The sequence below is a fragment of the Microbacterium rhizosphaerae genome, assembly GCF_034120055.1.
Taxonomy (GTDB): domain Bacteria; phylum Actinomycetota; class Actinomycetes; order Actinomycetales; family Microbacteriaceae; genus Microbacterium; species Microbacterium rhizosphaerae.
Window position 1 is genome coordinate 1475349 of the sequence record NZ_CP139368.1, and the last position, 10773, is coordinate 1486121.

Below are 10773 nucleotides of genomic sequence, written 5' to 3' on the forward strand. Positions count from 1 at the left end.
GAGGATGCCGCGTGCCCGGCCGGGCTAGAAGCGGCCGCCTCCCCGGCGACTGCGGGTTCCGCCGCCGCCGAAGCTTCCCGGGCTGAATCCGCCCCCGCCGAATCCCCCGAACCCGCCGCCGAAGCCGCCGCGCGATCCGCCGCTGAGGAGCGAGTTGATGAGGATGCCGCCGAGGACGGCTCCCATCATGTTCCCCCCGCCACCACCCATGGGGGCGCCGGCGGGCGCGAACGAGTCGACGTCGTTCTGCGCGAGGGTGAGTGCCTCGGATGCCAACTGGTTCGCGCGCTGCGCGTGGCTGAGGGCCTGCGCAGCATCCGTCGCCTGCAGCTGCTGGGCCTGCACGAGCTCGGCTCCCGCCTGCGCGAGGCGGGTGCGCGCGTCGGCCCCGATGGCGCCGCGGCGGGCGGTGAGATAGTCCTCGGCGGCCGAGACCTGCGCCTGCGCCTGCAGCATCTGGTGGTCGAGCATCTGCCGGGCGCGCTCGGCCTGGGCCGCCGCATCCCGCGCCCCCTGAACCACCGCGTCGATCTGCGCGTTGGCGGCTTCAAGGCTCTGCAGGGCGAGCAGGGGGCGCTTCATCTCGCTGCGCGCGACCTCGGCCTGCGCGTCGCTCACGGCGAGCTGCGCGGTGACGATGGAGGCCGAGATCTTGCCGTCCGGATCCGGCAGGGCATGCGCGGTCGCGATGTCGCCCTGCACCTCGTCGATGAGGGAGGCGAGGTGCTGTACGGCCGACTCCAGGTCGGCGCCGAGCTTGTCGATCGCCTGCTCGAGCAGTCGCGCCTGGGCGACGGCCTCCTCGGCCGCGCGGATGTGCACGGCCGCCGCTCCCGCATCGCCGCCCGTGAGCGCGGTCTGCGCGGCGGTCAGCTGCGCGGCGGAGAAGTCCAGGCGCTGGGTGGCTTGGGTGACGTTGTCGGCGACGAGGGTGAGCGCCTCGGGCGCGAAAGTCGTGGCGAGCTCGGCCAGGTGCCGCTTCGCGGTGTCGATCTCAGCCGAGACGGCCTCGCGGTCGGCTGTCGTGCGGGCGATCGCACCGGAGGCGTCCTGTTCGAGCTGCCGCAGCTCGTCGAAGTCCTTGGCCTTCTCGTCGAGACCGTCGTTGGCGCTCGTGCAGAGATCCAGGATGCGGTTGCTCCACTCGGCCCGCTGCTCGATCGTGTCGGGGACGTCGTCATCGAGCTGCTGTTTCAGGCCGAACGCCTCGTCGAGGTTCGCCTTGGCGGTCTTCAGCGCGGCCTGGAACTCGGTCGTCGAGGCGTCTCCGAACTGAGCGGTCGCGAAGCCGAGCTCCTGCTCGCTGGTGCGGATCGCGTCATCCGTCGCGACGAGGGCGGCGGAGGCATCCTGCTCGAGCTTCTTGACGTCCGCGGGCCGCAGCTTCGCCGGCTGCGGCGCGGCCCCGGCGGCGGCGCCGTGCCCCGGGGCGCCCGCGCCGAGCTTCGCCCTGCGCCTGCGCAGGAGCACGACGACCACCACGATGACGACGATGATCGCGATGATCAGGAGCACCCACGTCAGCGCGCCGCCGAATCCGCCGCCCTGGACGGCCGCGGTCAGTCCGTCGGCGGCCGCGATCGCCGCTCCGGACCAGTCCTGCTTCGCGAGCCTGGGCTGGATGTCCTGCTGCTCGATCTGCGTGAGCTGCGAGTCCGACACCGGGCCCGACGAATCGCCGGACAGGTAGAACTGCCGGGTGCCGGTCGCGACGGCGAGCAGGTACTGGCTCGGGCCGAGGCCGTTGTCCTTCGCGACCGTGTTCGCCCATTCCTCGGCGCTCGACGGGTCGCTGAACGAGTCGACATATACGACCCAGAGGTCGAGGTGCGTGTCGGTCTTGAGCTTCTCGAGCCGCGTCTGGACTGTGGCGGTCTGCGCGGAGCCGAGCACGGCCGACTGGTCGAGCACGTACCCCGTGCCGAGCGTCACCGGAGGGACGGCGGATGCCGCGGGCGCGACCATGAGGGCCACCCCGAGCGTGACGGCCGTGACGACGGCGGCGATCGCCGCGATCCTCGACCTGGTCACCGGCGTTGCCGCGTTCCCGACGCGCATCGATCCCCCTCCGACGGCGGTTCCGCCCGTCGTCTGCGGCGCGTCTGCCGAGCACAGAGGCCGTTGTCCGAGTCTATGCAGACGGCCGGACAACGAGGTAGGCGCGGGCTGCGGAATCGGCGCGGATGCCGGGACCGGCGGGCGTCGCACGCTACGCTCCCCTCCGGAGGTGGACGTGGACGACCGGTACGGATCCGACGTGCTCGCACCCGGGTGGAAGAAGGCGCACGAGCGCCCGCTGCCGCGGGTCGAGGCATCCCGCGATCTCGTCGTCGAGGTGATGGAGGACGGCTTCTGCGGAGCCGTCACGGGCGTCTCCGGCGGGCTCGTGGAACTGGAGGACCGGCACGGTCGCCGGCGGCTCTTCCCGCTCGGGCCCGGCTTCCTCGTGGAGGGCCAGGGCGTCGTGCTGATCGTGCCGGCAGCGAAGGCTCCCGCCGCGCCGCAGCGCACGGCATCCGGTTCGTTCGCGGCGCCCGACGCTCGCGCGCGCACCGCCCGCGCCAGCCGGATCTTCGTCGAGGGGCGGCACGACGCCGAGCTCGTCGAGAAGGTGTGGGGCGACGACCTGCGCCACGAGGGCGTGGTCGTCGAGTACCTGCAGGGCGTCGATCTGCTGGAGGCGGCGCTGCGCGACGAGCCGCCGACCGACGAGCGGCGATACGGCGTGCTCGTCGACCACCTCGTTCCCGGGTCGAAGGAGTCGCGCATCGCCCAGGCGATCGAATCCGGGCCGCACGGCCCGTACGTGCGCATCGTCGGGCACCCGTTCGTCGACGTGTGGCAGTGCGTCACCCCGCGGGCACTCGGCATCGACGCGTGGCCCGAGGTGCCCCGCGGGATCGAATGGAAGGTCGGCGTGTGCCGCGCGCTCGGCTGGCCCGCGGACGATCAGGCCGATCTCGCCCGTGCGTGGCAGTACATCCTGTCGCGCGTGACCTCCTACCGCGATCTGGAGCCGGCGCTGCTCGGACGTGTCGAGGAGCTCATCGATTTCGTCTGTGTCGGTTAGAAGCGACGTCGTCGCCCGGCGCGAGAGCCGTGACCGAGACCGAACGCCAGTGCCGCTCGAATACCCTTGATGGATGCCTGAGACGCCGATCTACCGTGACCGCCCGGTGTCGTTCGTGCGTCGCAGCGGCAGGATGTCCGAGGCTCAGGAGCGCGCCTGGACGCAGCTCGCGTCCCGCTACATGCTGACCTTCGACCGCGGGAGCGCGGCGACGAGCGTGGCGCACGGAAGCGCGGTCGACGTCACCGGCGTCTACGGCCGCCGAGCGCCCCTCTTCGTGGAGATCGGCTCGGGTCAGGGGCACGCGATCGTGCATGCGGCATCCACCCGACCGGATGCCGACTTCCTCGCGGTCGAGGTCTTCCGGGCGGGGCTCGCCCGCACCATGCTCGACGCCGACCGTGCCGGTCTGACCAACCTCCGTCTGGCGGAGGCGAATGCGCCGGAGGTGCTCCAGCACCTGCTGCCCGCGGCATCCGTCGACGAGCTCTGGGTGTTCTTCCCCGACCCGTGGCATAAGACGAAGCACAACAAGCGCCGGCTCGTGACGCTCGAGTTCACCGCGATCGCACGCGATGCGCTGCGTCCGGGAGGGATGCTGCGCCTCGCGACCGACTGGGAGGACTACGCGCTGCAGATGCGCGAGGTGATGGATGCCGCTCCGGGCTTCGCCCGCGCGTTCGAGGGGGAGTGGGCCCCGCGCTTCGAGGGCCGGGTCGTCACGGCTTTCGAGCGGAAGGGTGCGGCGAAGGGCCGCGACATCCGCGACCTCGTCTACCGTCGCGCCTGACCGGGGACGCTGCCCAGGGGCCGCCCAGGAGCGTCGGCTAGCGTGGGATGCGGATCCTGAACCGGATCCCCGGACGACGGATCAGTACCCGGTGCGCGACAAGACTGGCCATGGAGACAGCCATGTCGTGGGTCATCCTCATCGTGTCCGGCGTGCTCGAGGCCGTCTGGGCGACGGCGCTGGGCAGGTCCGAGGGTTTCACGAAGCTCTGGCCGACCGTCGTCTTCGGCGTGGGCCTCGCCGCGTCGATGGGCGGTCTCGCGTGGGCGATGCGCGACATCCCCACCGGAACGGCCTACGCGGTCTGGGTGGGCGTCGGCGCCGCCCTCACCGTCGGCTACGCCATGATCACGGGCGCGGAGCCGTTCTCGATCGTCCGGATGCTCCTCATTCTCGGCCTCGTCGGCTGCGTCATCGGCCTCAAGGTGGTGGGCGAGCACTGACCTCTATTCGAAGGCGCTGAGCGCGGGCGGGATGGCGGCGGCCCCCGCCGCGCTCAGCACCCAGGTCATGCCCGCCGCGGCCGTGCGGTAGGGCTCGTCCGAGCCCGTCATCACGGAGCGCGCGTTCGACATTTCGTACAGCGCCAGCAGCGCGAAGGCGAGGGTGCGCGCATCCCCCTGCAGCTCGCCGTTCGCGATCGCATACGAGACCTGGGCCTGCAGGTACCCCTCCCACTGCGCGATGTGCACGCGCAGCGCGTCGCGCACCGGGCCCGGCTTCGAGTCCATGTCGGCGATGCAGGCCTGGAAGAAGCATCCGCCGGAGAACACGCGTCGGCGCGAGTACGAGATGATGCCCGCCAGGAGTGCGACGACCCGCTCGAGTCCGCGCGGTATCTCGTGCGCCGGTTCGACGACCTCGCGGCGGAAGATCTCCGCCGCCGCGTCCACCGTCGCGAGCTGCAGGGACTCCTTGCTGCCGAAGAGGGTCGAGATGCCGCTCTTGCTGTGACCGGTCGTCTCGGCGAGCGCGCCGATCGTGACACCATCCAGTCCCACGGTCGAGGCGAGGTCGGCCGCCTCCGCGAGGATTCGCTCGCGGGATGCGGCGCCCCGTGCGCGGCGCCCGTCCGTCACGATGGTGCTCATGCATTGAGTATACGACCGTTCGTACGTATAGTTCCAGCATGGACACACGATGGGTGGATGCCGCGTCCCGCCGGATGCCTCGGGTCACAGCCCGGATCGCCGCCGCCGCGATGCTGGCACCGGGGCGACGGATGCGGGTGCGGCCGGGGCAGCGCGAGACGATGACTCGCGCGGCGCGCGAGACGCTCATCGTCGGGCGACACCGGGTCGCGGTATACCGCTGGGGCACGGGAGAGCGGCGGATGCTCCTGGTCCACGGCTGGCAGGGGCGCGCGGCGCAGTTCGCCGAGGTCGTGTCGCGCTTCGAGGAGTCCGCGACGATCGTGGCTTTCGACGCGCCGGCGCACGGCGGCTCGCGGGGGATCACCGCCGACATCGGCATGTGGATCCAGACGATCCGCGCCCTCGATGCTCAATTCGACTTCGATGTCGTGGTCGCGCACTCGTTCGGCGGGCTCGCCGCGCTGCGGGCCCGGCTCGCGGGCCTCGTACGCGCGCAGGTGGTGGCCATCTCGGCTCCGCCCTCGACGGGTGCCGTCATGCACGCGTACGCGACGCAGGTCGGACTGACGGATGCGGTGGCCTCGCGGGTGAATGAGGCGCTGGCGCGCCGGCTGGGCCCGGTGATGGCGTCGATCGCGATGGGCTCCCGTGCCGACGCCCCCGCGGGCGCATCGCAGATCCTCGTCATCCACGACCGCGCCGACCGAGCCGTGCCCGTCGTCGCGGCCCGCACGATCGAGTCGACGTGGCCCGACGCGGCGACGCTCATGCTGACGGATGGGCTCGGGCACAACCGCATCCTGGCCGCGCCGCCCGTGCTGGACGCGATCGCGTCCTTCGCCGCGGACGCTTCGCACGCTGACGCGTCTGCGCAGGCGGTCCCCGCGGCGTGAGGCGCCGCCCGCAGGTGATAACCTCGATCGGTACGCCTCCGTAGCTCAGGGGATAGAGCGTTGGTTTCCGGTACCAAAGGTCGCAGGTTCGATTCCTGTCGGGGGCGCCAGTAAACAGTAGGGAGTCGGGTTACCGGCTCCCCTTCACTGTACCCACGACTGCACCCGAACCGGTCATGGGAGGCGGTAACGGGGCACAGACGACCCCACGACCCGCAAAGCAACGCGTCGCGCTGGGCGGTGAGATCTTGATCTGCGGTCCAGACCCTGGCGTAGCCAATCTGTATCCCATCCATGCGCTCAGCGTCCCGCCGGCGATTGGCGCCCCTCCGGGTCCACCCGCGCACTCAGCGCGCTGATCCGTTCTCTGCATACGGTGGCGAAGGTATCGACGTGTCTTGGTGGGTTGGAAGCAGTTCCGGGGCGCTAGGCTTTCGGGGCCATGACCCCGGACACCCCTAGCCACCCCGCGTGGGTCGCGCCATACCTGACCAGGCTCGGCGTCGACTCCGTGGAGTCGCTCGGAGCGCCGACACTCGACACGCTGTGCGGGCTGCACCGGGCGCACGTCGAGCGCATCGCGTTCGAGAACATCGACATCCAGCGTGGACGTCCGCAGGGCATCAGCCCGGAGGAGTCCATCGACCGGATCCTCGCGGGCCGCGGCGGGTACTGCTTCAACCTGAACAACGCGTTCGCCTCACTGCTGACCGCCCTCGGGTACGACGTGACCCTTCATCGCGGGCAGATCAACGGCAGCGTCGAGCAGGCGAAGGCCACCGCCGACGAGTACGGCACGCACATGGCCTTGACAGTCCTGATCGAGGGGGAGCGGTGGTCGATCGACGTCGGGCTGGCCAACTCGCATTACGAGCCGATCCCCTTGCGCGAGGGTGTGCACACCCAGGGCCCGTTCACCTTCCGGCTTGAGCCGTTGCCCGAGGTCGGGCCGGACGCGTGGCGGTTCTTCACCGACCCCGTGCAGACGACCTTCCACAGCATGGACTTCACCCTCGCACCGGCGCGCTGGGAGGACTTCACCGGGTACCACATCAAACTCTCGACGTCGCCGAAGTCCGGGTTCGTGCAGATCGGCGAGCTCTTCCGCCGCGACGCGCTCGGAACCGACTTCGTGCTCAACGACGAGCTGACCCGCGACGACGCGGGCGGACGTTCGACACGCATCCTGACGTCCGCCGCCGAGTGGTTCGGGATCGCTGAGGATATGTTCCAGCTGGACCTGTCGGACATCAACGACGCTGAGCGCGCCCAGCTGTTTGATCAGATGCAACGCGCAGAAGCGGCCTGGCGGGCCTCACAGCAAGCGGCGAACGTTTAGACCCCAGCCATCCCGCCCGGGCGCCGAATGTCACGATTGGTGCCTCCTTCGCGAGCGCGCGGATGTCAGTGGGTCGTGCGAGCAGTCGGCCGGGATGAGGTGGCACCATCCTCGGCGTGGTGATGTGATCTGGGCGCGTCGAAGGGTCCTCGACCGTGCGGAATCCATCGCTCTACGCACCGATGGGGATACCGCTCTCGCGCAAGGCCAGCTCCAGATCCGCGCTGCTGGTGTAGTGGTGCGTGGTGATCCCAAGGGTCGCGGCGCCGGCGAGTTTCGCAGGCGAGTCGTCGGTGAAGAACACTGCGCTCGCGGGCACGCCCATACTGTCGAGCACGTACTGGAACGCTCGCGGGTGAGGCTTCGCGTAGCCGATGGTCGCGGAGTTGAAGATCGCGTCGAAGTGGGCGTCAAGCCCGAGTTCTGCCGTCTCTGCCGGGATGGTGTCGGTTCCGTTCGTGAGGATCGCAGTTCGCAGGCCGAGGGCGCGAAGAGCATCGGCGAGGGCGAGCATCGCCGGGTCCGCGTCGAAGGGCTGGCGTCCCCACTCCGCCGCGGCCTCACGATTTCCGAGGTGCTCCGCAATCCGATCCAGCCAGTCGCGCCTGGAAATGCGGCCCGTCGTGACGTCCTCGATGAGCGGGCTGCTGAACGCGACGCGATCGATCGCGCCCGCCTCGATGCCGTGCCGCGTCTCGATATCCTCGACGCTGCTCCGGCTGAAATGACGCACCACTCCATCGAGGTCGAATAGAACAACAGCGATCACAAGCCCATCCTGCCGGACCCGCTGAAGGCTGTCCGCAAGCCGGTCCGGTTCCGGGCACCCCGGTCACGGGGCTGCGTCCAGGTCCGAGCTACGTGAGCTGGAATGCGAACCGATCCTCCGGTGCGAACAGGTACTCGTCGTCGCAGCGGAACCCTCGCAGCCATTGCCGGCCGTCGACAACGCGTAGGTAGAAGCCTTTCGGGAACGCCACGTCGTCGCTCACGGGTGCCGACGCGACCTTCAGCGAGCCGGAAGGCGATCGGCCGGCGGACAGAATCGAGTCCGGCGCATTCGGCTGCGACGCCATGGCGAGCCGGAGATACGGTGCGGTGTCCGGCGGGCAGAGCGCGAGTCCTTGATCCGCGGCGGCCGCGAAGACTTCCAGGAGTACCGCGCCCGTGCTCCGATCGAGATCACCTACGCTGCGCTCGATGACGCCGATCTCCTCGCCGTCTCGGGCATCGAATATCGGCTGATCGAGCAGCGCTTCTGCGTGCGCGTTGAGCAAGACGCCGTGCTCGCGCAGCCTCGTCCGCAGCTGGGCCCGGGTCAAACCGCCCACGCGAAGACGCCGGACGCTTGTCTCATCGCTCTCGCGCACAGCGCAAGGCTACGCGCTCACCAGCCCGAGTCGAATCGAGCCACGAAGGGTCGTCATGCGCGCGGCCGAACTGGTCACGCTGGGCGATCTGCCGTGGTCGGAAATCACAGTTGTGGATACCGGCGAGGTAAAGCCGGTCACCGGCAACAAGGCCGCCACGCTCCGCATCACCTTCGACGATGAGTCGGCAACGCTCGGGAGCCCGATCGAACTGATCGTCCGAGGCGAACCATTGTCACAGGCGCTCGATCGCATCCTCGCAGCGCGAGAATCCAATCAAGAACCGCATGATCGTTGATCCCGTCGGGCGATCATCGGGTAGCGACTCAGCGGATCCCACGGCCGCACGTCAATCGGTCCCGCTGCGGCACGTCGTCCACGGTGATGTGTTGGCACGCCCCGCAGCCCGAGTGAGCGAGGTCGCGAGCGATTTGATGGTGCTACCGCATCCTGGAAATGAATCGTCCGGCGATTGCCGTGCTGACCGCGATCAGAGTGATTGTCGCCAGCCAGATCCAAATGTTCGTCGGCACACCCAGAAGCGACTGTTGATAGGAGCTGCAGAGCGACTGTCCCGAGCCGGGTGCGTCCGCGCACCATCCCACCTGGATCAGCGGGGCGAGGAACAGAGAGGCGACTCCGGCTGCCGCAACCCCCGACCACATGACCCCGGCGAGGCACTTTCGACGCCGTGGTTTCACAATCACCATCCAATCGTGTTGGTCCCGACGGCGCGACGGGACCCCCTGCGAGGAGCGGGTGACCTATTTGGGTCTCGCGGCTGGAGGCTAGACCGGATGGTCGAGATCGGCGCGTCGCTCGGTGCGGGGTGGCTCGGTTCGCCAAGTGGCGCGGAGGATTTGGAGGATGTCCTCGAGTTGCAGGCCCTCCCGTTCTGAGACGTCGATGAGGTGGCGCGCGGCATGGACGACGTCGATGGAGATCGCGGAGGCGCGTGTGCTGACGCGGGTGCCGGCGCCGATACGGGTTTCGATCAGGCGCTCTTGCTCGAGCTGTTTGTAGACCTTGGCGATGGTGCCTGGGGCGACTTGCAGGTCGACGGCGAGTTGCCGCACGGAGGGCAATCGTTCGGTGGCGGCCAGTGCGCCGGTGGTGATCAGGCCGCGGATCTGGTCGTGGATCTGTTCGGCCGGGGTCCCGCCCGTCGGGGACAGCGCAATGATCATGATGCGGTTTCGACGCTCGTCCGCGCACGGTTCATCTCTGGTACCGCGGTCAGTGTGACGGTCAGGCACACCGCCACCGCGACACAGGTTGCCAGGACGCTGCTGGCTTGGAGGACGGGCGCCAGTGCGGCGAACGGCGAGTGCACGGTGATGTCGCCGGCCGTGGCGCTGGGCACCGTTCCGGTCAGGGATGCCGTCCCGGCAAGTGACTGCAGGATCACCGCCAGGTGGAACGCGATCCCGCCGGTGATGACAGCGGCGATGTTCCGGCTCCGAGTGCGGCGGGCAGCGATGTCCACGTCGCGGGTATCGGCAACCGGCGGGCGGGCGATCAGCCAGAGGGCTGTCCATCCGGCGGCGAGCAGGATGATGAGCAGGATGAGAGCGGGCGCGGAGGCGTGCCAGCCGTAAATCGTGGTCCCCACCGTCATGGTGCCGATCGGGAAGCTGAATGTGTCGTCGTCACCCGTCGACAGCAGGCCCGCCGCGCAGGTCACGACGACGGTGCCGACGGTGACCGCGGCAAGGGTGATCACCCAACCGCGTGGCAGGAATGTGAACGCGGTGCGCCGGGCGATATCCGCGGCCGGTACGAGGCGAGGGCGTCGCCCGGGGATGCTCAGGATCAGGATGCCGAGGATCCCCGCGACCAGAGGGGCGATGAACCGGGCGTCCTGCAGCACCATGAACACGTCGGGACCGAGTAGAACGAACAGATCGACCATGACCCCGGTCGCCGTGTACCACACCGCGACGAGCACGGGCAGCAGCCCACCGACGACGGCGAGGGCAGCCAGCCGGCCAGACAGTGAGACGCCATGCCGACGCATCACCATCCAGACGACGGCCGCCAGGAAGCCAAGCACAAACGGTATCCACGCGACCAGCAGGATCCACTCCACCGGCACCTCCAGGTGTATCAACTGAGTGTCACACAATGTAGCAAACAGCTGTTACACCCGGCAGGCTCGCGCGTGGATGCTGAGGAGCTTCGCCCCTCCCGAGAGGTCGTGAGCTGGCGTCTCTGGGC

Annotated in this window: 12 protein-coding genes, 1 tRNA gene and 1 riboswitch; of the genes, 7 read left to right on the forward strand and 6 right to left on the reverse strand. The window is 69.3% G+C overall.

Annotated elements, in window-relative coordinates; translation table 11 throughout:
- Positions 1-24: 24 nt before the first annotated feature.
- A complete protein-coding gene (locus tag SM116_RS06380; RefSeq protein ID WP_320943620.1) occupies positions 25-2058 on the reverse strand; it encodes a TPM domain-containing protein in 2034 nt (677 codons plus the stop codon).
- Between the two features lie 175 nt (positions 2059-2233).
- Here SM116_RS06380 and SM116_RS06385 point away from each other — a divergent pair, with 175 nt between their 5' ends.
- The 3 genes from SM116_RS06385 to SM116_RS06395 all read left to right on the forward strand — a co-directional run bounded on the left by SM116_RS06385 (position 2234) and on the right by SM116_RS06395 (position 4303).
- Complete coding sequence (locus tag SM116_RS06385; protein ID WP_320944112.1) at positions 2234-3070, forward strand: DUF3097 family protein; 837 nt, start codon at positions 2234-2236, stop codon at positions 3068-3070.
- A 73-nt stretch (positions 3071-3143) separates the two neighbouring features.
- Positions 3144-3860: a tRNA (guanosine(46)-N7)-methyltransferase TrmB gene (gene trmB, locus SM116_RS06390; protein WP_320943621.1), complete on the forward strand. Its 717-nt coding sequence runs from the start codon at positions 3144-3146 to the stop codon at positions 3858-3860.
- Positions 3861-3908: 48 nt separating this feature from the next.
- A riboswitch (guanidine-III (ykkC-III) riboswitch) is annotated at positions 3909-3973 on the forward strand.
- A 9-nt stretch (positions 3974-3982) separates the two neighbouring features.
- The gene (locus SM116_RS06395; protein WP_320944113.1) at positions 3983-4303 is read left to right on the forward strand and encodes a DMT family transporter; all 321 of its coding nucleotides are present in this window, start codon (positions 3983-3985) and stop codon (positions 4301-4303) included.
- A gap of 3 nt (positions 4304-4306) precedes the next feature.
- On the opposite strand, the gene SM116_RS06400 is transcribed toward SM116_RS06395, so the two are convergent.
- Entirely contained in the window at positions 4307-4951 is a 645-nt protein-coding gene (locus SM116_RS06400) for a TetR/AcrR family transcriptional regulator (RefSeq protein WP_320943622.1), read from the reverse strand.
- A gap of 38 nt (positions 4952-4989) precedes the next feature.
- Here SM116_RS06400 and SM116_RS06405 point away from each other — a divergent pair, with 38 nt between their 5' ends.
- The 3 genes from SM116_RS06405 (at position 4990) to SM116_RS06415 (ending at position 7186) form a co-directional block, all read left to right on the forward strand.
- On the forward strand, positions 4990-5847 hold the full coding sequence (locus SM116_RS06405; protein ID WP_320943623.1) for an alpha/beta fold hydrolase: 858 nt from the start codon (positions 4990-4992) through the stop codon (positions 5845-5847).
- A 34-nt stretch (positions 5848-5881) separates the two neighbouring features.
- Positions 5882-5957, forward strand: a tRNA-Arg gene (locus SM116_RS06410).
- 332 nt (positions 5958-6289) lie between these two features.
- Positions 6290-7186 carry an arylamine N-acetyltransferase family protein gene (locus SM116_RS06415; protein ID WP_320943624.1) on the forward strand — a complete coding sequence of 299 codons (897 nt, stop codon included), beginning with the start codon at positions 6290-6292 and terminating at the stop codon, positions 7184-7186.
- A 172-nt stretch (positions 7187-7358) separates the two neighbouring features.
- On the opposite strand, the gene SM116_RS06420 is transcribed toward SM116_RS06415, so the two are convergent.
- Both SM116_RS06420 and SM116_RS06425 read right to left on the reverse strand, forming a co-directional pair.
- Complete coding sequence (locus SM116_RS06420; protein WP_320943625.1) at positions 7359-7955, reverse strand: HAD family hydrolase; 597 nt, start codon at positions 7953-7955, stop codon at positions 7359-7361.
- A gap of 88 nt (positions 7956-8043) precedes the next feature.
- Positions 8044-8556, reverse strand: a complete 513-nt coding sequence (locus SM116_RS06425; RefSeq protein ID WP_320943626.1) for a hypothetical protein — start codon at positions 8554-8556, stop codon at positions 8044-8046.
- A gap of 55 nt (positions 8557-8611) precedes the next feature.
- Between SM116_RS06425 and SM116_RS06430 the strand changes: the two genes are divergently transcribed.
- On the forward strand, positions 8612-8854 hold the full coding sequence (locus tag SM116_RS06430) for a hypothetical protein (RefSeq protein WP_320943627.1): 243 nt from the start codon (positions 8612-8614) through the stop codon (positions 8852-8854).
- Positions 8855-9344: 490 nt separating this feature from the next.
- Here the strand turns inward: SM116_RS06430 and SM116_RS06435 are convergent, their stop codons facing one another.
- Positions 9345-9743: a GntR family transcriptional regulator gene (locus SM116_RS06435; RefSeq protein WP_320943628.1), complete on the reverse strand. Its 399-nt coding sequence runs from the start codon at positions 9741-9743 to the stop codon at positions 9345-9347.
- The gene (locus tag SM116_RS06440) at positions 9740-10645 is read right to left on the reverse strand and encodes a hypothetical protein (protein ID WP_320943629.1); all 906 of its coding nucleotides are present in this window, start codon (positions 10643-10645) and stop codon (positions 9740-9742) included. Before SM116_RS06440 ends, SM116_RS06435 begins: the two co-directional genes overlap by 4 nt.
- Positions 10646-10773 lie beyond the last annotated feature (128 nt).

Coding starts and splice junctions, on each gene's coding strand:
- SM116_RS06380 (WP_320943620.1), bottom strand. CDS start 2,058: ATGCGCGTCGGGAACGCGGCAACGCCGGTGACCAGGTCGAGGATCGCG.
- SM116_RS06405 (WP_320943623.1), top strand. CDS start 4,990: ATGGACACACGATGGGTGGATGCCGCGTCCCGCCGGATGCCTCGGGTC.
- SM116_RS06430 (WP_320943627.1), top strand. CDS start 8,612: ATGCGCGCGGCCGAACTGGTCACGCTGGGCGATCTGCCGTGGTCGGAA.
- SM116_RS06395 (WP_320944113.1), top strand. CDS start 3,983: ATGTCGTGGGTCATCCTCATCGTGTCCGGCGTGCTCGAGGCCGTCTGG.
- trmB (WP_320943621.1), top strand. CDS start 3,144: ATGCCTGAGACGCCGATCTACCGTGACCGCCCGGTGTCGTTCGTGCGT.
- SM116_RS06400 (WP_320943622.1), bottom strand. CDS start 4,951: ATGAGCACCATCGTGACGGACGGGCGCCGCGCACGGGGCGCCGCATCC.
- SM116_RS06435 (WP_320943628.1), bottom strand. CDS start 9,743: ATGATCATTGCGCTGTCCCCGACGGGCGGGACCCCGGCCGAACAGATC.
- SM116_RS06415 (WP_320943624.1), top strand. CDS start 6,290: ATGACCCCGGACACCCCTAGCCACCCCGCGTGGGTCGCGCCATACCTG.